17 protein-coding genes are annotated in these 23,471 nt (G+C 44.0%); 6 read left to right on the plus strand and 11 right to left on the minus strand.

What is annotated here, in order from left to right:
• Positions 1–157 precede the first annotated feature (157 nt).
• The 3 genes from KCV09_RS11500 (at position 158) to KCV09_RS11510 (ending at position 3,353) form a co-directional block, all read left to right on the plus strand.
• Complete coding sequence (locus tag KCV09_RS11500) at positions 158–1,555, plus strand: amino acid permease (protein ID WP_212515180.1); 1,398 nt, start codon at positions 158–160, stop codon at positions 1,553–1,555.
• 189 nt (positions 1,556–1,744) lie between these two features.
• Positions 1,745–2,959 (plus strand): amino acid aminotransferase, encoded by a 1,215-nt coding sequence (locus KCV09_RS11505; RefSeq protein ID WP_151795262.1) that lies wholly within the window; start codon positions 1,745–1,747, stop codon positions 2,957–2,959.
• Between the two features lie 133 nt (positions 2,960–3,092).
• Complete coding sequence (locus tag KCV09_RS11510; protein ID WP_004941693.1) at positions 3,093–3,353, plus strand: SemiSWEET family transporter; 261 nt, start codon at positions 3,093–3,095, stop codon at positions 3,351–3,353.
• Between the two features lie 77 nt (positions 3,354–3,430).
• Here KCV09_RS11510 and KCV09_RS11515 read toward each other — a convergent pair whose 3' ends face one another.
• The 5 genes from KCV09_RS11515 to lldP form a co-directional block, all read right to left on the minus strand.
• Entirely contained in the window at positions 3,431–4,873 is a 1,443-nt protein-coding gene (locus KCV09_RS11515) for a capsule assembly Wzi family protein (RefSeq protein WP_119026367.1), read from the minus strand.
• 124 nt (positions 4,874–4,997) lie between these two features.
• Positions 4,998–6,701, minus strand: coding sequence for a D-lactate dehydrogenase (gene dld / locus KCV09_RS11520; RefSeq protein WP_212515181.1), 1,704 nt, complete (start codon positions 6,699–6,701; stop codon positions 4,998–5,000).
• A 13-nt stretch (positions 6,702–6,714) separates the two neighbouring features.
• On the minus strand, positions 6,715–7,869 hold the full coding sequence (gene lldD, locus KCV09_RS11525) for an FMN-dependent L-lactate dehydrogenase LldD (protein WP_212515182.1): 1,155 nt from the start codon (positions 7,867–7,869) through the stop codon (positions 6,715–6,717).
• Positions 7,866–8,600, minus strand: coding sequence for a transcriptional regulator LldR (gene lldR, locus KCV09_RS11530; protein WP_233747101.1), 735 nt, complete (start codon positions 8,598–8,600; stop codon positions 7,866–7,868). Before lldR ends, lldD begins: the two co-directional genes overlap by 4 nt.
• A gap of 40 nt (positions 8,601–8,640) precedes the next feature.
• Positions 8,641–10,302 carry an L-lactate permease gene (gene lldP / locus KCV09_RS11535; protein ID WP_171076855.1) on the minus strand — a complete coding sequence of 554 codons (1,662 nt, stop codon included), beginning with the start codon at positions 10,300–10,302 and terminating at the stop codon, positions 8,641–8,643.
• Positions 10,303–10,705: 403 nt separating this feature from the next.
• Between lldP and KCV09_RS11540 the strand changes: the two genes are divergently transcribed.
• Complete coding sequence (locus KCV09_RS11540) at positions 10,706–11,605, plus strand: LysR family transcriptional regulator (protein WP_004941710.1); 900 nt, start codon at positions 10,706–10,708, stop codon at positions 11,603–11,605.
• Between the two features lie 143 nt (positions 11,606–11,748).
• Positions 11,749–13,122, plus strand: coding sequence for a phosphohexomutase domain-containing protein (locus KCV09_RS11545; protein ID WP_119689723.1), 1,374 nt, complete (start codon positions 11,749–11,751; stop codon positions 13,120–13,122).
• A 55-nt stretch (positions 13,123–13,177) separates the two neighbouring features.
• Here KCV09_RS11545 and KCV09_RS11550 read toward each other — a convergent pair whose 3' ends face one another.
• The 5 genes from KCV09_RS11550 to galU form a co-directional block, all read right to left on the minus strand.
• Positions 13,178–14,827, minus strand: a complete 1,650-nt coding sequence (locus KCV09_RS11550) for a PglL family O-oligosaccharyltransferase (protein ID WP_212515183.1) — start codon at positions 14,825–14,827, stop codon at positions 13,178–13,180.
• 98 nt (positions 14,828–14,925) lie between these two features.
• A complete protein-coding gene (gene galE / locus KCV09_RS11555) occupies positions 14,926–15,939 on the minus strand; it encodes a UDP-glucose 4-epimerase GalE (RefSeq protein ID WP_048763206.1) in 1,014 nt (337 codons plus the stop codon).
• Positions 15,932–17,605, minus strand: a complete 1,674-nt coding sequence (pgi, locus tag KCV09_RS11560; RefSeq protein ID WP_212515184.1) for a glucose-6-phosphate isomerase — start codon at positions 17,603–17,605, stop codon at positions 15,932–15,934. Before pgi ends, galE begins: the two co-directional genes overlap by 8 nt.
• Positions 17,602–18,873 carry a nucleotide sugar dehydrogenase gene (locus KCV09_RS11565; RefSeq protein ID WP_004944351.1) on the minus strand — a complete coding sequence of 424 codons (1,272 nt, stop codon included), beginning with the start codon at positions 18,871–18,873 and terminating at the stop codon, positions 17,602–17,604. The genes pgi and KCV09_RS11565 overlap by 4 nt, the downstream gene beginning before the upstream one ends.
• 27 nt (positions 18,874–18,900) lie before the next feature.
• Positions 18,901–19,776 carry a UTP--glucose-1-phosphate uridylyltransferase GalU gene (galU, locus tag KCV09_RS11570; protein ID WP_004944354.1) on the minus strand — a complete coding sequence of 292 codons (876 nt, stop codon included), beginning with the start codon at positions 19,774–19,776 and terminating at the stop codon, positions 18,901–18,903.
• A 309-nt stretch (positions 19,777–20,085) separates the two neighbouring features.
• On the opposite strand from galU, the gene wbaP reads away from it, so the two are divergent.
• The gene (gene wbaP / locus KCV09_RS11575) at positions 20,086–21,504 is read left to right on the plus strand and encodes an undecaprenyl-phosphate galactose phosphotransferase WbaP (RefSeq protein ID WP_212515185.1); all 1,419 of its coding nucleotides are present in this window, start codon (positions 20,086–20,088) and stop codon (positions 21,502–21,504) included.
• Positions 21,505–21,566: 62 nt separating this feature from the next.
• On the opposite strand, the gene KCV09_RS11580 is transcribed toward wbaP, so the two are convergent.
• Complete coding sequence (locus tag KCV09_RS11580; protein WP_171497736.1) at positions 21,567–23,441, minus strand: polysaccharide biosynthesis protein; 1,875 nt, start codon at positions 23,439–23,441, stop codon at positions 21,567–21,569.
• Between the last annotated feature and the right edge of the window lie 30 nt (positions 23,442–23,471).

Genomic DNA, 23,471 nt, shown 5'->3' on the forward strand with positions numbered 1-23,471 from the left:
TTTGCCCCGATTTCAGCAGATTTTACGGCACAGTATGCCGCTATAGCACCTTTGAAAATCGGTTAGTTATCGACAGATTTTGATTTTTTTTGGTTTAAATTTATGATATACGTAATTTGTCTTAAAAAAATTACACGACATGGATGAGAATAAGCATATGTCACAGCAAGAGCAAGGTCGCCTCAAACCCGGTTTATCCAATCGCCATATTCAATTAATTGCGCTGGGCGGTGCGATTGGTACGGGACTATTCCTCGGTATTTCACAATCGATCAAACTGGCAGGGCCTTCGGTTATTTTGGGTTATGCCATCGCGGGCCTGATTGCCTTTTTTATGATGCGTCAGCTTGGTGAAATGGTAGTGCATGAGCCGGTCAGTGGCTCGTTTAGTTATTTTGCCAATAAATACTGGGGACGCTTTGCCGGGTTTATTTCGGGTTGGAATTATTGGGTGTTGAACGTGCTGGTCTGTATGGCCGAGCTGAGCGCGGTTGGCCTGTATGTACAGTATTGGTGGCCCGACATTCCAACATGGGTTTCAGCACTGGGCTTTTTCATCCTGATTAACGTGATTAACCTGCTCCACGTGAAACTGTTTGGTGAAATGGAATTTTGGTTTTCAATCATCAAAATTGCCGCCATTTTGGCCATGATTGCCTTTGGTTCTTACTTGCTGGCCACTGGAAGCGCAGGACCTCAGGCACAGATCAGCAATCTCTGGGCACTGGGTGGCTTCTTTCCACATGGCGTAACCGGCCTACTGATGGCCATGGCCGCGATTGTATTTGCCTTCGGTGGAATCGAACTGTTTGGTATTACCGCAGCCGAGGCACGTGACCCGAAAAAAACACTCCCTAAAGCCGTCAATCAGATTATTTACCGGATTCTCATTTTTTATATTGCTACGTTGTGCGTGTTACTGGCACTGTTCCCATGGAATCAAATGGCACAAGGTGGCAGTCCATTTGTAATGGTATTTGCCTCACTCAATAGTCAAGGTGTCGCGACAGCCCTCAACTTTATTATCTTGACTGCGGCCGTATCGGTTTATAACGGTACCAGCTACTGTAGTAGCCGCATGTTGCTGGGTTTGGCCGAACAAGGCAATGCCCCTCAATTTTTGAAAAAAATTAATTCTCGCGGCATTCCAGTTTATGCAGTCCTACTCTCTGCCTTTGTCACTGCACTCTGTGTATTGCTCAATTATCTGTTCCCAGAAAAAGCCTTTGCATTTTTGATGATGCTGGTCGTGGCGGCAATTGTGATTAACTGGGTGGTGATTTCCTTTACCCATTTAAAATTTCGTCAGCAGCTTAAACGTACCCATGTGACATCGCATTTTCCAAGTTTGTTCTACCCTGTGACCAATTATTTATGTATGGCTTTTATGCTTGGCATTTTGGTGATCATGAGCCTCACGCCCGACATGCGTCTTGCCGTCTGGCTGATTCCAGCATGGCTCATTTGCTTAAGTCTGGCGTATTGGATTCAGCAACGAAACGATGCCATGCGCAGTGCCGCATTGACATTTGAGTCTGAAAATTCATTTAAATAAACTCAATAGTGTATTTAGAAAAAGTCGAAAGGTTTTGTAAAAATAATTTTTAAGGCGGTCGTATTTCAGCATGGTGCTACTTGGCGCTTACTGATACATTAGTTCAGTTTAAGCGGAGATCCCGCTTAAGACTGTCACACTCCAATAACACACAGTTTGAGCTTAACTGTGGAATGAAAGGACTTTTTAATGTTTCAACATATCCCACCGTATGCAGGCGATCCAATTTTATCGCTTATGGAACAATTCAATGCCGACACGCGTGAAGGTAAAGTAAATTTAAGTATCGGGCTTTATTACAACGAAGATAGCATTGTGCCGCAACTTGATACCATCATGGAAGCACAAAAGCGTATCGAACCAAAGCAAAATAAAACCAAACTGTATTTGCCTATGGAAGGGTTCAAGCCTTACCGTGATGCAATTCAAGCCCTACTTTTTGGAAATAACAGCCCAGCGGTACAAAGCGGACGTGCCGTGACCATTCAAACGCTCGGTGGTTCAGGCGCATTGAAAGTGGGTGCAGATTTTCTTAAAAACTATTTCCCGAATTCTGAAGTATGGGTCAGCCAGCCAACTTGGGACAACCACGTGGCAATCTTTAATGGTGCCGGCCTTAAAACGCATTACTATCCATATTTTGATGCTGAAACACGTGGTGTTGACTTCGATGGCATGCTCTCTACCCTCAAACAGCTTCCGGCGCAAAGTATTGTGCTTTTACACCCATGCTGCCATAACCCAACCGGTGCAGATCTGACGCCAGCACAGTGGGACCAAGTGATTGAGGTGTTAAAATCAGGCAATCTGATTCCTTTCCTAGACATTGCCTACCAAGGTTTTGGCGAAGGTATGGAGCAAGATGCGTATGCCATTCGTGCGCTTGATCAATCGGGAATGAATTTTATCGTCAGCAATTCATTCTCTAAAATCTTCTCGTTGTATGGCGAGCGTGTTGGTGGTTTGACATTTGTATGTGACGATGCAGAAAGTGCGCAATGTACGTTTGGTCAGTTAAAAGCCACTGTACGCCGTATCTACTCAAACCCACCAACGACGGGTGCATGGTTGGTCGATCAGGTGCTAAATGATGCAGCGTTGAACCAACAATGGCAAAACGAAGTAAAAGATATGCGCGAGCGTATTCTTAAAATGCGTCAAATCTTGCGTGATGAGCTTACAAAAGCACTTCCTGAGCGTGACTTTAACTACCTGCTTGAGCAAAAAGGCATGTTTAGCTATACCGGTTTAACCGGTGAGCAGGTCGATCAATTACGTGAAGACTATGCGATTTACCTCGTGCGTAGTGGTCGTATCTGTGTTGCAGGCCTCAACATGAGCAACGTATACATCGTGGCCAAAGCAATGGCAGAAGTTCTGGCCAAAGAAACTGCACAAGCTTAATCTGAATCGCCGCTGTGTTGTGTATACAGCACAGCGGACGTCTATTTATACCGTCGTTGTTACAGCATTGAATTGTTTTTCATATAAAAATACTTATATAGTAAATTCATAACTCATTACTGTATGGACAATAATGCTTCAAGATCAACAAAAATTTATTCAGATTTTAGGTTGGGTGGCAACCTTTACGGCCATTTGTATGTACGTTTCGTATATTCCACAAATCATGAATAATCTGGCTGGACACAAAGGAAATCCGATTCAACCTTTTGTTGCAGCAATCAACTGTTTATTGTGGGTCATTTATGGACTCAAACGCAAAGACTATCCGCTTGCGGCAGCCAATGCACCTGGTATTTTGTTTGGTGCCGCAGCATGTTTCACTGCACTTTAATTTCACTATTATTTTGTATAAATGTTTGAGTAAAAAAACACCCCTCCATTTGGAGAGGTGCTCAATACGTTTTAATTTTAGAAACGGAACTGTTTTAGATCGAGCGGAATTTCGACCCCAATCGATGCACCCGCATCGTTGCCGTGTACATCTGAATCACTTACCCAGCCATTAATCTTCAATGGCAAATCTGGCTTAATGTAATGCGTCCACGTTAAGTCGAGTGCTTTGACTTCGTCTTTTTCAGGGAAAGCACGGTTAATTGCGAGATTAGATTGATTGACTTTTGCCAGTAAGACGCGCCCGCTAATTCGGTTCATGACATCTACACGAATATCGCCGCCCACCGAGTACATCTGACCATCACCACCGATGGCATGACCTAGCGGATAACCATGCTGATAAAAACCGTCAGTATAGACGTAATGGTTATAGGTATAACCTTGTACATCACCATTGGTACGGGTATCTGCCCATTCGGCATACAATTGGTACGGCATATTACGTAGGCTAGAGGAATACTCTGCACCCGCTAAATATAGTTTTCTTGAAGGTAAAAGACCAGCTTCGTCTTCACCGATAGCCTGACCGTATACACTCATTGGTACATTAACCAAAGGTTGTAAGTTCAAACGAAAATCTACACCCGCCAACTGGTTCGAACGATCTTCACTGGCATCATAGACGTTATCGTTACCTTTAATCGCATTCCATAGGGAGTCCCAACTCTCTGAGCGCCCTTTACCGCCCCATTGTAATGTTCGGGTTGCACCTAATTCTAAATAAGGTAACGGCTGCGCTGTCAGTCTAAGGCCTAAAAGCTTGGCATCAGGTACAGCGGTGTATTTGTCGAGCTGACCGCCAAACACTTGGTACTGCCACGGCCCAATCCATGACAGCCATTTGGTTTCAAATGCTTTTTGTTCGGCACGTTGCACTGTCACGCCATAAACCGGGCGGCTGGCATCGCCTCGAATCAAGCTGCCGTCATGTCCTGGTCCCCACCATGTTGGAATCTGGCCTGCAATCACCCACTGGTTCCAGAGTTTGCCGGCCAAATACGAGCCTTCGACATTGACCTTACGGCCGTTATCGATTTGCTGATCTTTTTCGCCATTTACGCGTAATTTACCATCCCAGTTTTCACCACCGGCATTTACTTCCAATGATGCAACATATTGTGCTTTTTGCTGATCACCAAAGGCTTGGGGTAAATTTTTCTGATCGGTTTCGGCAAATAATCCGAGTTTAACCGGTGTCTGATCGGCTTTTAGCGCATTCACGACCGAATTGAGTACGCGCTGTTGATTCTTGTTTTGCACCTTGGCATTTGCAAGGGCACGCTGGATTTCATCACCACTTAAAGGCCATGTCGATGTGCTGATTTGAATCACACCTTGCTGATTCAACCAGTTTAAATCCGTACGCAAATCTTCATTGTTCAGCACAATGCCTTGGGCAAAGCTAAGCGCTCCCCATCCCATTAACGCAGAAAATAAAATAGTTTTTCTAAACAACATGACCTGGTCTTTCTCTAGTTTATTATATCTCATTCACCTTAATTTTTTTCTTTTGCTTTTGCAACCTTAAAAAAAATGGAAATGTAAGGGCACAGTGTGTGATAGCTGCATAAGACAGACCCATTTAGATTTTTTTTGATTTTCCCCAATACTTTAGCTTGGAGGTATGACCAATACCCACATTAAAACTATTGGTCGGATCTAGATGCTCATAAAACTGTGCCAGCGCTGGCTTGGCGATATATAAATGACCCACGTTGTGCTCGGCAGGATACTCTGCCCGGCGCGCATCGAGTAAGGTCCACATTTCGTGCTCCATCGCTAAGGAATCTACGCCTTTTTTGACAATATAGTCCTGATGAAAAACATGACAGAAAAAATGACCGTAATAAAGTTTATGTAAGATTTTGGATTCAAGATGGGCCGGCAACTGCTCCACCCAATCCCGATCATTGCGTCTTAAGGCAATATCTAAGGCAACAATATCCTCGACTTCATTTAAATGTGTATCACGGTAGCGAATTGCTGCCCCTGCAATCGCAAAACGGTGCAAAAATGCTTTACGGCCTTCATCTTCATCACATAAGAAAAAAGCACCAGACGGATGTACAGTAAAATAATCGTGTAAAAATGTCTTTACAGCAGAAACCGATTGCTGCTCGATTCTTAAAATAAGGTGATGTTCATAACGATCTCGAAACTGATTCATGCGTTCAGGTAAATGATTGGGCAAACAATAGGTCACCGCCTGCAACAACTGATCAGTCCAACCTTTTAGCTTAAAACGCTCCAGAACCCCGTCTATTTTATCTTTTAAAGCAAAGGCCTTGGGTACATTGGCCGTTCCGAATTTTTCAATAAATAAGAAAGTGTCCTTGCCGTATTTTGCACCAATATCATAGGCATCACGATGAATATATTCACCTGCAATGGGAAGACTCGGTAGTGTGGTCAGCAACGCACGTCTGAGCGCGGTCAGATCATCGGCATCGTTGGTTCCGATATAAAACACCTGACTCTCGACTTTGGCGAAGGTATCTAGCCGTACCGCAAAGACGCAGATTTTTCCGGCAGAACCGGACGCTTCAAACAATCGCGATGGATCGGCATTAAAACGCGCCGGACTATCGGCATCGACTTGCGTTACATCGTGGCTATAATGCGGATCGGAGGCATGCCCCACATTGTCTTGAATATCTGAACCGCGATATTGCTGCGTTTCAAGCCGTGTCAGAATCTCTTCAGGTGTATCGCCAAGTGCAATTCCAAGATGATTCACTAACTGAAGCTCGCCATAAGCATCGACTTGTGCATATAACGCCAACTCGGTATAGGCCGGTCCGCGACGAACCAAAGCCCCTCCCGAATTGTTACATACACCGCCCAGCACCGAGGCTCCAATACACGATGAACCAATAACCGAGTGCGGCTCACGCTGAAAAGGTTTAAGGGTCTGTTCGAGTCGATCTAGTGTCGCACCCGGCAGACAGACCACCTGCTCACCATCACGAATGACCTGAATCCCTTGCAAACGTCGGGTACTTAAAAGCACCACAGGCCGATCGTAATCTTCACCATATGGTGTAGAACCTCCCGTCAGGCCAGTATTGGCGGCCTGCATGATCACAATACAATCTGCATCGAGCACCGCCTGTAAAACACGCCATTGTTCGAGTAAACTTCCTGGACACACCACGCCCAACACCTTGCCTTCACCAAATCGTCGTCCCTGTCGATACTGACGGGTCTGCTGATCACCAGTCAAAACATAAGACTTGCCCACAATCTGTTGTAAGTGCTGAATCAGTGATGTCGTGCTGTGTGGCATGTGGAATATCCTTTTAGAAGCTCAATGCTTTGTTCATTTCGACCAAGCAAGATGAATCAATGTCGGCAATGCGCTTGACACCGGTCAGGGTCATGGCCACTCGCATTTCTTTTTCAAGTAAATCGAGTAAATTAGACACACCCTGCCCCCCTTGCGCCGCCAGTGCATAAACAAATGCACGTCCGATCATGACGCTATCTGCGCCAAGGGCCAGCATGCGCACAATATCCAAACCATTGCGAATACCTGAATCGGCCAAAATGGTTAAATCGCCTTTGACTGCATCGGCAATCGCAGGTAGGGCGCGTGCCGAAGACAGTACGCCATCGAGCTGGCGTCCACCATGATTAGACACCACGATCCCATCTGCACCAAATCGAACCGCATCCTTGGCATCTTCCGGGTCTAAAATGCCCTTAATAACCATCGGGCCATCCCAAAAATCACGAATCCATTCCAAATCTTTCCATGAAATAGACGGATCAAAATTATTGCCCAACCAGCCAATATAATCTTCAAGCCCGGTCGGTTTTCCTAAATATTTTGAAATATTACCTAAATCATGCGGACGACCCAGCAATCCCACATCCCACGCCCAATGTGGATGCATGACCGACTGTAAATAACGGCGTATAGCTGCATTCGGGCCACTCATACCTGAATGGGCATCTCGGTAACGTGCACCCGGCACTGGCATATCGACGGTAAAGACCAAGGTCGAGCAGCCTGCCGCTTTGGCACGCTCCAAGGCATTTTTCATAAAGCCACGATCACGCAGCACATAAAGCTGAAACCACATCGGACGCTGAATGGCTGGCGTCACCTCTTCAATCGGACACACCGAAACCGTTGAAAGGGTAAAAGGAATGCCCTTTTTATCTGCCGCCACAGCTGCTTGTACCTCGCCACGACGGGCATACATGCCTGTTAGCCCGACTGGAGACAATGCCAGCGGCATCGAAAGCGTTTCGTTAAATAATCGGGTTTCGAGGCTCAATGCCGACATATCTTTTAATACACGCTGGCGCAGTGCCACGTGAGCTAAATCTTCAACATTTCGTTTCAGCGTCGATTCACTATATGCGCCGCCATCGATGTAATGAAATAAAAACGGCGGCAAACGGCGTTGCGCCGCTTCGCGATAATCGTTTGAAGATGAAATAATCATGCTGAATCAATCCTATTTAAACGAGTAGCACGTTTCTGGCGAGCGTCGTCTTCGTCCAGTGCACGTACCTGATGGATGACAAATTCGATATGACCACATACCGCATCACGCGCAGCTTGCGCATCTTGGCGGTCGATGGCATCCATAACCTGAAAGTGCTGATCACTGAGTAAATCGGCGCTTACAGGATGGTTATAAACTTTTTTTCGGCCCAAAAAGACGTTGTATTGCAGCAGGTCAAACAGGCTGCGCATCATTTGAATCAGCACCGCATTGTGCGATGCTTCTGCAATGGCCAGATGAAAATTGGCATCGGCCACCGCTGCCGCCGCAGAATCGCCACGCGCCTGATGCTGTGCAATTTCATCAAAATACTGATGAATTTTGGCACGATCTTGTTCGGTGGCTCGCTGTGCGGCGTACCATGCCGTACCGCCTTCCAAAATGAGCCGTGACTCCTGCACATCGAATCGATACTGCGGATCTTCTTCAAGCAGTAGACTAATGGGCTCGACAATGTGCTGTTGTGGCCATGTTTCGGGCAAATGTACGATATAGGTGCCATCTCCCCGACGGCTGGCCAGCACCCCCAAACTATTGAGCTGCTGGATGGCTTCGCGTAGCGAGGGTCGCGAAATTCCCAGACTGGTGGCCAGTACACGCTCGGCAGGCAAGCGGTCGCCTTGTTTCAGGTTACGTTGCTCAATGAGCGCCTGTAACTTTTGTACCACCTGGTCAGAGACTCGCATACTTTTTCCTTATATCGTGAGTTTAGGGAATCATCCACGGCACAATATACGCCTGTACCGTCACAATGATGCCCACAAAGATGGTAAATATGATGCTATGTTTTACCGTAAAACGGAACAAATCCGATTCTTTACCCACTAAACCCACCGCAGCACAGGCAATCGCAATTGACTGAGGTGAAATCATTTTGCCTGTCACGCCGCCACTGGTGTTGGCTGCTACCAACAGTACCTCAGGAATACCGATCTGCTGGGCGGTGGTGGCTTGTAATGCCGAAAACAAGGCATTCGATGAGGTATCCGAACCCGTTAAAAACACCCCTAACCAACCTAAAAATGGCGAGAAAAAGGTAAACGCATGGCCCGTATGCGATAAAGCAAGCGCCAAGGTGGCAGACAGTCCAGAATAGTTGGCAATAAATGCAAAAGCCAAGACCATCCCGATTGAATAGATCGGTACTTTTAGCTCATTTAAAGTTTCGCCAAAAGTCACCACAGCCTGCTTTGCATTCATTTTCAAGAAAATGATGGTGATCACTGCGGCAATAAAAATGGCTGTTCCGGTGGCAGAAAACCAGTCGAACTTATAAATTGCATCGTAGGGAGTATGCTCTGGCACAATCGGTGGAACTTTTTCGACCCATCGATGTAAGCCGGGTACTTCAATCTTAAAAATCCAGTGTTCCAATGCACCGCCTTTGGCAAATAATGCTTTAAATGGCTTGATGCTCCAGAGGGTGACCATGAGCGTCAGAATCATAAATGGTGACCACGCCTTGGCAATCTGACCTACGCGGTAATGTTGTACAGATTGGGGGGCAGTCTGAGTGTCTTCGGTCTGTTCGAATCTAAAAATATGCTTGGGTTGCCAGAATTTAAATAACACCGTCAAACTGACTAAGGATGCAATCGCAGCCGTAATGTCCGGTAGTTCAGGCCCCAAAAAGTTTGAGGTCAGATACTGCGCAATCGCAAATGCTCCACCGCCCACCAAAACCGCAGGCCATGTTTCTTTCACGCCACGCCATCCATCCATAATGGCCATAATCCAAAACAGTACAATGATCACCAGAAAAGGCAGCTGACGCCCCACCATCTGGCTGATTTCCATGGTATCGACCCCAGAAACCTGCCCTGCCACAATAATTGGAATTCCCATCGCGCCAAAAGCCACCGGTGCGGTATTCACAATCAAACACAGGCCTGCGGCATAGAGCGGTTTAAACCCTAAACCCATCAGTAATGCCGCGGTAATGGCAACAGGGGCACCAAAGCCTGCTGCACCTTCTAAAAAGGTACCAAAGGCAAATCCGACCAACAGCATCTGAAGGCGCTGATCTGCGGTAATTGATAAAATACTGGAACGAATGATGTCGAACTGTCCGGTTTTGACCGAAACTTTATATAAAAATACCGCTCCCAGAATAATCCACGAGATCGGCCATAATCCGTAAAAAAAGCCATAAATCACTGCACCAAAAGCCATTGCTGCTGGCATTTGGTAAAAAAACAATGCAATTAAAAGCGCCAGCACCACCGTAATGGTCCCCGCAACACTGCCTTTTAAACGTAATACGGCAAGTGCGATAAAAAAGAAAATAATCGGAATCAGCGCGACCAAGCTGGATAGCCAGATATTATTTAGGGGGTCATAGGCTTGTTGCCAAACATGCAGCATTTTCATCTCCTTGAAATGCCGAGAATCATTTTGTTTTCAGGAAAAATGCTCCTGCAAACCAGTCAATATATTTAAATTGGTCATACCAATTTAGCTTTAAGCAAAAATATGCTAGGGGATTTCTATTTTTTGCATACTAAACCAGCTAAAATAGAATCTCAATGCTTATTTTAAATTTAAATTGGTCATACCAATATGAAGTAAAGGACATCGCTTGTCTTCTTGGTCATCGCGAAACACTGATGTAGGCATGAGGCCAAGCATCCATCTACACGACAACTCCAGACGCAGATTGGTTGAAAATCCTAATCGATTGATTGGGTTCAATGTTATGATGAGCACATGAATACTTTGCAAAGAGCCGTCGGTTTTCCCTTCTTTTATTTTGAATGGTTAAGGACAACACAACATGTTTGATCTTGATAGCCGATTACTCAATATTTTTTATCATGTTTATAAATCTAAGAGTGTTTCGACGGCAGCCGATGCGATTGGTGTGAGTCAACCGACCATCAGCAATGGCTTGATCAAAATTCGCCAGCATTTCGGCGACCCGTTGTTTTTACGTGTGGGCAATGAAATGATTCCCACCGAATTGTCCAAGCAAATTTTTCCGCTGATTAGTGAAGTGATCAACAAAGTTGAAAGTATTAATAATTTCAGTGTGAATTTCGATCCTTCCAAGTCGGATTTGCTGTATACCTTGGCCATGACCGATGTGTCGCATCTGGTGTTGTTGCCACAAATTACTCAGTTTTTAAATAAAAATGCACCGTTTATCCGGCTCAATGTCCGTCCGATTAGCTCAGAAACCAGCTATCAAATGGCAAACGGTGAAATCGATCTGGCCATTGGCTTTCTGCCTCAGCTCGAAGATGGTTTTTATCAACAGAAATTGTTTTCACAGCGTTATGTGGTGATTTCCCGTAAAAATCATCCGCGCCTGCAGAGTGACCGCATCAGTATTGATGATTATATTCGTGAAATGCACATCGATATTGATGCTGGTGCTGGGCATTATCACATCGAAAATGAGCTTCAAAACAAAGGCTTAAGACGAAACGTACTCATTCGATTACCCAGTTATCTAGGCGTAGGGCTGGTGGTTCAGGAAACCGATGCGATTGCCACCGTACCGTATTATTTGAGTCAGGTCTTACTGGCACGCGGTAACCTGCAAATTTACGATGCACCGCTTGAGTTTCCCACCTATAGCATCAAGCAGCATTGGCATATGTGTTGTCATCACAAGACCAGCCATCAATGGTTTCGTCAATCGTGCTATGAAATTTTCAAAACCATTGCTTAAACATCAAATTGTGAATTCAAGCCGTTATATTTTGATGCAATTTACCGTATCAGGCTTTTACCGATCTGGCTTAAACGATCATATTCTTTTCATGTGGCTTGGGTATAATGGGCGCACATAATTTTTTTAATATCTAATTCAAGATGACAACACTCACCTGCTTTAAAGCCTACGATATTCGAGGCAAACTCGGTACAGAACTAAACGAAGAAATTGCTTACAAAATTGGCCGTGCCTATGGTCAGATTTATCAACCTAAAACTGTCGTGGTCGGATGCGATGTCCGTTTAAGCAGTGAAGACCTCAAACAAGCCACTATTCGCGGTTTAAACGATGCCGGTGTCAATGTACTTGATTTGGGGATGACCGGTACTGAAGAGGTCTACTTTGGCGCTTTTCATCTAGATGTTCAGGGTGGTATTGAAGTGACTGCAAGTCATAACCCGATGGACTACAACGGCATGAAGCTAGTGCGTGAAAATGCGCGCCCTATCAGTGCTGATACTGGTTTAAAAGAAATTCAGGCACTTGCTGAAAGCAATGAATTTCATGATGTTGCGGTCAAAGGCACCACACAAGCGTACAACATCTTGCCAGAATTTATTCAGCACTTACTGACTTATATTGATACCAGCAAAATCCGCCCACTTAAATTGGTGGTCAATGCTGGTAACGGTGCGGCAGGCCACGTGATCGATGCACTTGAGCAAGAATTTAAAAGCTTGAACGTGCCAGTTGAATTTATCAAGATTCATCATGAAGCTGATGGCAGCTTTCCAAATGGTATTCCGAACCCATTACTGGTTGAAAACCGTGACAGCACGCGCAATGCAGTGATTGAACATCAGGCAGACATGGGGATTGCATGGGATGGCGATTTTGACCGCTGTTTCTTATTCGATGAAAAAGGCCAGTTTATCGAAGGCTACTATATTGTTGGCTTGCTTGCACAAGCCTTCTTGTTGAAACAATCAGGGGAAAAAATTGTCCACGATCCACGTTTGGTCTGGAACACCCTTGATATTGTCGATGCTCATGACGGCGTCACGGTTCAATCTAAATCGGGGCATGCATTTATTAAACAAGTGATGCGTGAACACAATGCTGTTTATGGCGGTGAGATGAGCGCGCATCATTACTTCCGTGATTTTGCTTACTGCGACAGCGGTATGATTCCTTGGTTATTGGTATTAACCTTATTGTCTGAAACACAGCAATCGTTATCGACATTGGTTGAAAACATGATTGCCAAGTTTCCATGCAGTGGTGAAATCAACTTTAAAGTGGCCGATACCCAAGCCACCATTCAAAAACTATTTGATCACTACAATGATCAAAATCCCGAGATTGACCGTACCGACGGTGTGAGCCTAGACTTCGGAACATGGCGTCTGAATGTCCGTGCCTCGAATACTGAGCCGCTATTGCGCCTGAATATCGAAAGTCGTGGTCATGATCAGGCAGCGCAACCGATTCAGCAGTATGTCGATGAAGTTACTGCACTGATTCAGGCCTAAGCTATATCCACAAAAAAGGCGATTCCAAGAATCGCCTTTTTTTATTTCTCAAACATTACTTTGCTTGCTTGAGCGCCGATGCATTGGCCTGCTCTAAATCATAGAGTGTGTAGTCTTTTTTATGCAAACGACTTAAATAGCCGACCTGCTCTCTGGCCTTATCGACCTGTCCATTTGCCAGCAATAATTGCGCGTACTTTTGCATATTGTAAGGTGTGGCTTTGTTGTAGACCATTTTTTCAATTTGATTCAGCTGTTGCAAACTCAACTGAGCCACCGGACTTAATTTTAACCAGTCTAAACGCTGATCAAACTCGGTGAGAACCAAGATCTTGGCACTGCCCCAAATCTCAACATTGGGCGGCTGCTTTTTGATAATTCTGACACTATTGAGTTTATATAGGCTGTAATCGCGCCAGATCAGTGCCAGCAGAATAAAACCTGCAAGCCAAACCACACGGGTGATACCACGCGGTAACGCGTACCATTTCTGATCGGGTGTCTGCGCTTGAATTAATCCCATCAAGAAACCAACAGGCAATAAAAAATAAGCGTATTGCAGTGGATACTCCAACAAGGCATGAATCAACACGGCTGCCACCATTAAACTGGCCACAATCGACTCGATACGCTTGCTATGATAATTCAGCCAAATCATCCACAGTGTGAAATACACTAAAATGAGACTACCGAGTACTACACCATTCCAGACCAGAATATCCAGTACCACATTGTGCGAGCTATTAAACCAAACGTGAATTTTGTTGAATGGCATACTCGACAGTTCAGCCAGGCTGGTCTGATTCCATCCATACCCTGTCCACGGCTGCTGCTGAATGGCGTGCAGCATCTGTTCCCAGATGCCGATGCGTTCATGCCCAGCGCTGGCGCGCTGCATGATGCTTGAGGTCTTGACTACATCGGTCTGATTTAAACTCTGGATCCATCGGGTCAATCGCGGGAACGCCAGCCCCACAGCAAAAAATCCAACACCCCACAGCATGATCCAGCCACGGTTGATACGGGTTGGATAGCGCCAAGATTTATACGCCCAGTAAACCAGAAAAAATAGTCCGAATACCCAAGCAGTACGTGACTGACTTAAGGTAATGGCGAAAATGATTAAAGCTGCGACTGGCCAGAGATAACGCAATTTCATTGCCTGCGTTTCTGCCAAATACAAACATGCCAAAAGCCCCATAATCAGAAAAGTCGACATATTATTGGGCTGGGCAAAATTTGCATAAGGCCGATGGCTATAAAGCGTCATCACACCTGGCACATGTGCTTCTAAGTTCAGCCATTGCATACACGCAATCAGACTGGTGGTCAATGCAACGGCATAGAGTACATAACAGCATTGGCGTAAGGTCTGCTGCTGATCTGTATGGGTTAAGCTGAGGTTATACCCTAACAGCACTGCGTACCAAAAACCCAATAAATATGCGGTGGAGAGAAGTGCAGCGCTTAGATCGATGACTAAGCCAAAACCCCATTGTAATAAGGGAATAAAGACAATCGGCAAGCCCAGCAACTGAATGCGTGGCAAGCGGAGCGGTTGTTTTAAAAAGACAGTGAGTAAGGTGAGCAAGGCAGCGAAACTGAGCATTTCACTGGCAAAAGTCAACCATGGGTAGCTATGATCGGGCGAAAGCCAAGCAAGACTGATCAGAACGGCGGTCAGAAGAAACAGAACAAAGCGCATAATCGCCACTACAAATTCGGATTGAGGCTATTATACACACGCCATGAATGACCACCATCCTTCGCGGTCATTCAAAAAGCTGAATTAAAAACGAAGATTTAATAACCTTGAGGATTCTGTTTTTGCCAGTTCCAGCTGTCTTTAAGCATATCTTCAAGTGTATATTTGGGTGCCCAGCCCAGTTCATTCATCGCACGCTGGTTATCGGCGAACGATGTCGCCACATCACCTTCACGACGCGGTGCAAATTCAAATGCAATGGGCACGCCATTGACCTGTTCAAAGGTATTTTTCACCTCAAGCACTGAAGAGCCTTGCCCCGTTCCAATATTCCACGCGCGGCAACCTTGAGCATTCAAACGATTATTGAGTGCACATAAATGCGCATTGGCCAGATCGACCACATGAATATAATCACGTACGCCCGTACCATCGGCCGTGTCATAATCCTGTCCAAAAATCGACAGTTTTTCACGTCGACCAACCGCCACTTGCGTGACATAAGGCATTAAATTGTTTGGAATCCCCTGCGGATCTTCACCAATACGGCCACTTGAGTGTGCCCCCACCGGATTAAAATACCGCAACAGGGCAATCGACCAGCGAGCATCGGCCAATGCTAGCTTTTGTAGCATTTGCTCAACAATCAATTTGGTATAGCCATAATTATTCGATGGCATGCCTGTTGGCATATCTTCGTTTAACGGCGAGCTATTGGCTTCATCATATACCGTTGCAGACGAGCTAAAGACCAGTTTAAATACACCTGCACGCGCCATAGCATCGACCAGGTGAATACTTCCAGCAATATTGTTGTCAAAATAAGTCAGCGGAATTTGCTGGCTTTCACCGACGGCTTTGAGTCCAGCAAAATGAATCACGGCGTCGATTTGAAACTGTTTAAACACCTGATCCAGCATTTGACTGTCTCGGATATCTCCTTCAACAAACTCCAGTGATTTTCCTGCGAGTGCTTCTACACGAACCAACGCTTCGCGTGAGCTGTTAGACAGATTATCCAATACCACAACATCGTGATGCGCCTGAAGCAGCTCCACACAGGTATGCGAGCCAATATAGCCCGCACCACCCGTTACCAAAATTTTAGCCATCTGTTTTTTCCAATAAAAACTCGATCAACCCTTGTGTTGATGCATCCAAATGTGTGACTTCCGCTGTTTGCCCATTTAAAATCGGCAACAGTTCATTGGCAATTTCTTTGCCTTTTTCGACGCCCCATTGGTCAAATGGATTGATGTCCCAAATGACCGATTGTACAAATACTTTGTGTTCATACAACGCAATCAATTTACCCATGGTTCGAGGTGACAACTCTTTTAACAACATGGTGGTACTTGGCTGATTACCTTCATACTGTTTATAGGCAGGAAGCTGTTCGAGTTCTTCAGGATTAAGCACCTGATTACCAAATGCCAGTAAGCGTGATTGCGCCAGACAGTTCGATAGCGCCAGTAAGTGCTGATCAATCAGCGTATCGGCAGTTTTGGCATAGGTAAAGTGGTTGGCATTATAACGTTTGATCGGCGCAATAAAGTCACAGCTCACTGAATGCGTGCCCTGATGCAGTAACTGATAAAAGGCATGTTGCGCATTCGGTCCAACTTCACCCCATACAATTGGACAAGTGGTATGTTCTACTTTATGGCCATTACGCTGAGTGGATTTACCGTTCGATTCCATTTCCAGCTGTTGCAGGTACGAAGTAAAGTATTTCAGGCGACCATCATAGGGTAAAACAGCATGGGTATTTAGCTTGAGATAATTGGTATTCCATACCCCAATTAATCCCATCAAAACCGGAAGGTTTTGAGAAAATTCGGTGGTCTGAAAATGCTGATCAATATTGTGTGCACCGTCGAGGAACGCTTTAAAACCCTCAACGCCAATAGTCAGCGCAATCGGTAGACCAATACATGACCATAATGAATAACGCCCTCCAACCCAATCCCACAGTAAGAATTGTTTGTCTGGATGAATACCCCATTCGGTCATTTTTTCAGGTTTGGTCGATACCCCGATAAAGTGGCTATTGAGTACCGCTTTTTCACGCCCGAGTGCTTTTTCCAGCCATCTACGCGCCGTATGTGCATTGGAGAGTGTATCAATGGTTCCAAACGATTTGGATGAAACAATAAATAAGGTAGTTTCAGGACGTAGCTGGTGCAGCATATCGGAGAGCTGACTACCATCCATAGTGGAAACAAAACGAATATTGAGTGGTTTTGCAGTTTTGACTTTAAAGTCGGAAAGCGCATGACTGACCATTAAAGGGCCAAGATCTGAACCACCAACCCCAATATTCACGACATCCTGAATGACTTCACCCGTTGCACCGCGGTACTGTCCTGCATGGATTTTATTGACCAGATCATACATCCGGTCAAGCTGCGCACCCACTTGTGCAGCAAGCTCCGGGTAAGTTTTATCATTTTCAGGTAAACGTAATGCCCAATGCATCGCTTCACGCTGCTCGGTATAATTGATTTTATTTTTTGAAAATAAGGTATCAATCCATCGCTTGAGCTGCTTTTCTTCAGCAAGCTCGACCAATGCATCGAGAATCGACGCATTAATCCGTTGTTTACTAAAATCGAAGACCAGATCGTCACAGCCTACACAATACTTGGTAAAACGATCCTGTTCCATTTCAAACAATTCATTTAAATGAACTGCTTCGTGCTGATCCATCAGCTGGGCAAGTTTTTGTTGAGGTGTTAACACTGTTTTCCTCGGAAAGTGCTCGATATTTTTTTTCATAATCGACCTATACCCTCATAGGCAAACCCTTGTTGTTTTGTGTAGACCGGATCGTAGACATTACGTCCGTCTAAAATAAACGGGTGAGCCATCAATTGTTGAAGTTTTTTATAATCTAAACTGAGATATTGTTTCCAGACCGTCATTACACAAAGCGCATGTGCACCACGGACTGCTTCATATTGCTCATCACATAAAATTAAATCATCACGTTTTCCATACATGCTCTGAATTACTTCCAGTGCTTGAGGATCATGCAATTTTACAATTGCACCCTGCGACCACAAAGCCAATAACATGCTATGTATTGGTGAATTATGAATATTAGAGGTATTCTCTTTAAACGCGGCACCCCAAATGGTAATCACTTTATCTTTTAGATCACAGTGATAATAATTCCAGAGTTTACGAAACAATACTTCTTTTTGCTGCTCATTGATCTCCCAGACTTGCTCAAGCAAACGGCTTCGCGCACCCGTGTCTGATACTACATTGGACAAAGTCAAAATATCATGCGAAAAGTTTTCGCCACCAAAACCAACACCAGCAGATAAATAAGCCGATCCAATGCGGGTATCGGCTGCCATACCTTCTTTTACATTAGCAATATCAATGCCAAGTTTCTCTGCAACTAAAGCCATGTCATTCATATAGCTGATGCGAGTGGCCAACATGCCAGAAATACTCAGTTTGGTAAATTCGGCATCCAAAATCGGCATAAACAAATATTGGTGATTAAAGCGAAAAAAAGGTCGTAGCATTTCATGCATAATCGTTTTGCTGTAATCGGACTCTACTCCGACAATCACATGCTTCACGCTTAATACGCTATTGATCGCATTACCTTCCTGAATCATATCGGGAAAATACACCCAATGATCTTTAGGAAGGTTTTGCTTGAGTTTTTCGGTACCATGTAAACCAAAAGTTGAACCATTGACCATCAAACGCGGATGAATAATCGGACGCGTATTAAGGCGCTGGGTCACCTCAAGGCCTTTTTCAAGTTCTGTTGGACTAAAACAAAAAAGATAGGCCTCGATATCAAGCGGAATAGATGAAAATGAACAATCTTTTAAAAAACCGACTTGTCTTTGTTTTAGTAGCAGACGATTAACATCCTGCTCTTGGTAGGTCTGACAGACAATTTGTTCTTCATCGCCTGTAAAATCATGATCGGTACACCAAAGCACGTCATTTCCGCGCTCTGCAAGTAATGCAGCCATGACGCCAGCATGAAGTGTGGTCCCAAAAATTGCTATTTTCATTCTCATCTACGCCGAAATTTCAAAATGTTAAATATCGAGCTCTTGTATCAGTTTTTTAAAGTCTTGCCCGAGCTGTGGGTGTTTTATACCATAATTGAGTACTGCTTTCAGATACCCTAATTTACTCCCGCAATCGAAAGTCTGACCTTGCATACGGTATGCTTCAACAGTTTCAACCTTTTGTAACAAGGCAATTGCATCGGTCAACTGAATTTCATTGCCTGCACCTTTAGGCGTTTGTTCTAACAATTGCATAATCTTTGCCGGTAAAACGTAACGCCCCACTACAGACAAATTTGATGGTGCAACATCTGGCTTTGGTTTTTCAACAATTCCTTTCATTACTTCACTCTGGCCCTCTTGAGGTGCCTGAGCCACATCAACAATGCCATATTGATCTACCAAATGATCAGGAACTGCTTCAACCATAATTTGTGCTGCTTGAACTGCATCGTAACGTGCGATCATTTGCGCCAAATCATTTTGATTATTTTTTGCTTCTACCAAAACATCTGGCAGTAAAACTGCAAAATCGTCCTCGCCCACAATACTTTTGGCACATAATACGGCATGTCCAAGACCTAAAGGTTGAGGCTGACGAACGCTGACAATACTTACACCTTCAGGAACAATATGACTAATTTCTGCCAATAAGTCATACTTTTTTTTGGTCTCGAGTGTTGTTTCGAGTTCGAAGTTGCGATCGAAGTAATTTTCGATAGACGCTTTGGAGGAATGCGTCACTAAAATAATTTGCGTAATTCCAGCTTCAACTGCTTCACGGACTACGTATTCAATGGCAGGGCGATCTACCACGGTCACCATTTCTTTAGGAATTGACTTACTGGCAGGTAAAAATCGAGTGCCTAGACCTGCGACTGGAAGAATTGCTTTTTTGATCATTCTATTTTCACTAAAAGTTGGATATTAATTCGATATCAAATTATTCACATTCACACAAGCGAACGAAATTGACCTAGTCTATACTAAGTTCAGCTATAGAGTGAAATGAAGGTGTACAATATAGGAAACATTAGCAGAGAAATTATTTAATTTTGATGAATAATTTTATCAAAGGTATAAATTTAACAATCTTTTTCTTGCGTAATGTAAGTTAAGTTAACCTTAAAGAATTTTTTTTAGCAAAAAGTATCCGCGACTTGAGTTTAAAATCTTTTTAGATAAAATGAAAAAAACTTCAATTTATCTTCCATGAAACAAAAGCAAAAGAATCTCCTTATTAACTTAGTACTGGCAACCTCCGATCTCAGTTCATTCATTATCCCATTTTATATTGTAATTTTTATAATCAATCCTTATTTAGGTATTGAAAATATAGTTATTAATAAAGCTATAGCTCTTCATGGTTTGTTCGCATTTATCTTGGTCATGTGGTATGCATTTTCACTGAAGCATTACTCACACCGAAAAAGCTTTTGGTATGAGTTACGCGAGGTTTTGAAATACACCACCATTATTGTTCTACTTGAATCGATTTTTTTTATTTTTTTAGATAAAGAATCATTGATTATCTGCTTAGCTTTATCATGGTTCATGATTACACTTTTCACTGTAGTAGTTAGAGTTTTGTGTAAAGCTTTACTAGACAAACTTCATTTATGGAAAAGAGAAACAATAATTATTGGTTGTGGAAAAAATGCACTAGATACTTATAAAGCCATTTGTAAAGACAAGAACTTGGGCTATACAATTACCGAGTTTATCGCAATTCATGACGAAATCATTGAACCTGAGTTGAAAGAACTTCCTGTAAAGATTCGAGTTCTTGATTCAGCCACTTTATTTAAAACTTTAAATTCTGAAAAAAATTATATCGTGGCTTTAGAGTCTGAGCACTTTAAGCTTCGTGAAGCACTATTACGTGAGTTTATTGTCAATCATTTCCAATACGTTTCAATTGTACCCTCTTTACGAGGAGTTCCTCTTTATCGTACAGACATTTCATTTATTTTTAGCCATGAAATTCTCATGTTGCATATCCGTAGAAACATTTCCAGAATTTCTTCCATCGTACTCAAACGAATCTTTGATCTTGTGGTTTCGCTATCCATCTTAATTGTGCTTTCTCCAATTATGTTGTTTGTCTTTTTTAAAGTCAGAGCGGATGGTGGCCCTGCATTTTACGGACATGAACGCGTTGGAAAAGATGGCAAAACTTTCAAATGTTTAAAGTTTAGATCTATGGCGATCAACTCGAAAGAACTTTTGGAAAAGATTTTGGCAACAGACCCAGAAGCACGCAAAGAATGGGAAGAAACATTTAAATTAAAAGATGATCCTCGTGTCACCAAAATTGGTCAATTTCTTCGTAAATCTAGCCTAGACGAGTTACCTCAGCTTTTTAATATCTTAAAAGGTGAAATGAGTCTTGTTGGGCCTCGCCCCATTACAGCAGACGAACTTAAACGCTATGAAGATGATGTTGCTTATTACTTAATGACCAAACCCGGTTTAACTGGTTTATGGCAAGTGAGTGGACGAAGTGATGTCGACTATGCAACTCGAATATATTTCGATGCATGGTATATCAAAAACTGGTCGCTATGGAATGATTTAGTGATTGTACTCAAAACAGTCAAAGTCGTTGTCATGCGTGAGGGGGCTTATTAAGCTCTCTTAAATGATTATGCTCTTCTAAACTTATGTGAATGATAGAAGAGCATATTTTTCAGTTAACTCACCACAACTTTATCGCTGCGTTTGTAACCATCCACATAGCATTCCAGCTGATCCAAAATGCCATCCAAATCATTTCGATGCGTATAACTATGCTGAATCAGTTCCATTAGGCCCTTAATTTCATTTAATGCAAACTGCTTTTCAAATGACTTTACAATTCGCTCATGAGCAGTGGGCTGTACATTACTTCGCTCAATCAACAACTCTTCATAAAGCTTTTCGCCCGGGCGTAAACCGGTATAGTGAATTTCGATATCGCCTTCATCATCGGCATGCTCTTTGAGCTTAAGGCCACTTAAGGCAATCATTTGTGCAGCCAAATCTCGGATTTTGACTGAATCACCCATTTCAAGCAAAAATACATCTCCCCCCTCACCCATGGCACCCGCCTGAATCACCAGAAGTGCCGCTTCGGGAATGGTCATAAAGTAGCGGGTTACCTCAGGATGCGTCACGGTAATCGGGCCACCCGCTGCAATTTGCTTTTTAAAAAGTGGCACCACCGAACCCGAAGAGCCCAATACATTACCAAAACGCACAATACTGATGCGGGTTTTTGGCTGTGTGGCAGCAACTGCCTGACAATACAACTCAGCAAGACGCTTGGATGCGCCCATCACATTGGTCGGGCGAACCGCCTTATCGGTCGAGATTAGTACAAAGGTTTCTACCTGTGCAGCAACGGCTGCATTTAAACTTTTAGCAGTCCCGACACTATTATTGCGTAGACCTTCTATCGGATTGGCCTCAACCAAGGGCACATGCTTATAAGCCGCGGCATGATAGACCGTCTGTACCTGATACTGCTGCATAATTCGGGTCAGTTTTTTTTCGTTAAATACCGAGCCTAAAATTGGCAGCACATTGCTGGCAATCTGCTGTAATTCCTGATGAATGCTATACAGTGAAAATTCGGACTGCTCAAACAAAATCAATAATGCTGGTTGACGCTGTAAAATCTGCCGGCACAGTTCTGAGCCAATTGAGCCTCCTGCTCCTGTCACCAGCACGACTTTAGCGCGAATATTTTTATCGAGCAGTTCGACGTTGGGAGGAACAGGCTCTCGCCCCAGCAAGCTCTCGATATCCACTTCGCGAATATCCGAAATCCGCAGTTGTCCATCGATAATCTGCTCAACACTCGGAATTTCTCGCACCGGTAATGCCAGCGACTCCAGCTTTTGAATAATTTTCATTTTTTGCTGACGTCCAATCGAAGGAATCGCCAGCAAAATCTCGTGCAAATGAAAGCGCTGTTTGAGTTGTAGCAACTCATCTGGCGCATACACTTTCAGCCCTTGAACCATCTGGCCTTGTAAGCCCGGTTGGTCGTCTAAAAAGAGTACCGGAATATGGTTTGAAGAGCGCTCAAGCACCAGCGCCATTTGTTGGCCCGCATTGCCCGCACCATAAATGGCAACACGGGTTTTTTCAATATGACTGTATAAGGTATTGTTAATGACAATACGAATACAGGCCCGACTACACCAGACCCATGCAAACAATAGCGACCCAAAAATGATGGGAATACTCATCGGTACAAAGGCGAGTCGTAATTTGGCGACCACATAAAGCGCGATCATGTTCAGTAAGACTGCCAAGGCCAGACGTAAAATAAAGTTTTCGTTAAAACTGCGAATCACGGCGCGATAAACACCCGTCAGCCACAAACAACCTAACCCAAGCACAATGACCAAAAACGGCCACCAGCTCATTCCTGCCATGATTGGGGTTTTATAATTAAATAAACGAATGGCAAACGCAAACCACATCAGAAGTGGCAATACACAAGCATCAATTAGCAGCAACAGCGTTTTTTTCTGCAGACGACCGAGTCCAGATAAGTAGTTGAGGTAAATCTTGACCATGCCTGTTTTCATTTGAGTTGCCATTGCGTT

This window comes from Acinetobacter soli (assembly GCF_018139125.1).
Taxonomy (GTDB): domain Bacteria; phylum Pseudomonadota; class Gammaproteobacteria; order Pseudomonadales; family Moraxellaceae; genus Acinetobacter; species Acinetobacter soli.

Bases quoted from the DNA above. Each gene is read 5' to 3' on its own strand.
- KCV09_RS11500 (WP_212515180.1), top strand. From the start codon at position 158: ATGTCACAGCAAGAGCAAGGTCGCCTCAAACCCGGTTTATCCAATCGC.
- KCV09_RS11505 (WP_151795262.1), top strand. From the start codon at position 1,745: ATGTTTCAACATATCCCACCGTATGCAGGCGATCCAATTTTATCGCTT.
- KCV09_RS11510 (WP_004941693.1), top strand. From the start codon at position 3,093: ATGCTTCAAGATCAACAAAAATTTATTCAGATTTTAGGTTGGGTGGCA.
- KCV09_RS11515 (WP_119026367.1), bottom strand. From the start codon at position 4,873: ATGTTGTTTAGAAAAACTATTTTATTTTCTGCGTTAATGGGATGGGGA.
- dld (WP_212515181.1), bottom strand. From the start codon at position 6,701: ATGCCACACAGCACGACATCACTGATTCAGCACTTACAACAGATTGTG.
- lldD (WP_212515182.1), bottom strand. From the start codon at position 7,869: ATGATTATTTCATCTTCAAACGATTATCGCGAAGCGGCGCAACGCCGT.
- lldP (WP_171076855.1), bottom strand. From the start codon at position 10,302: ATGAAAATGCTGCATGTTTGGCAACAAGCCTATGACCCCCTAAATAAT.
- KCV09_RS11540 (WP_004941710.1), top strand. From the start codon at position 10,706: ATGTTTGATCTTGATAGCCGATTACTCAATATTTTTTATCATGTTTAT.
- KCV09_RS11545 (WP_119689723.1), top strand. From the start codon at position 11,749: ATGACAACACTCACCTGCTTTAAAGCCTACGATATTCGAGGCAAACTC.
- KCV09_RS11550 (WP_212515183.1), bottom strand. From the start codon at position 14,827: ATGCGCTTTGTTCTGTTTCTTCTGACCGCCGTTCTGATCAGTCTTGCT.
- galE (WP_048763206.1), bottom strand. From the start codon at position 15,939: ATGGCTAAAATTTTGGTAACGGGTGGTGCGGGCTATATTGGCTCGCAT.
- pgi (WP_212515184.1), bottom strand. From the start codon at position 17,605: ATGAAAAAAAATATCGAGCACTTTCCGAGGAAAACAGTGTTAACACCT.
- KCV09_RS11565 (WP_004944351.1), bottom strand. From the start codon at position 18,873: ATGAAAATAGCAATTTTTGGGACCACACTTCATGCTGGCGTCATGGCT.
- galU (WP_004944354.1), bottom strand. From the start codon at position 19,776: ATGATCAAAAAAGCAATTCTTCCAGTCGCAGGTCTAGGCACTCGATTT.
- wbaP (WP_212515185.1), top strand. From the start codon at position 20,086: ATGAAACAAAAGCAAAAGAATCTCCTTATTAACTTAGTACTGGCAACC.
- KCV09_RS11580 (WP_171497736.1), bottom strand. From the start codon at position 23,441: ATGGTCAAGATTTACCTCAACTACTTATCTGGACTCGGTCGTCTGCAG.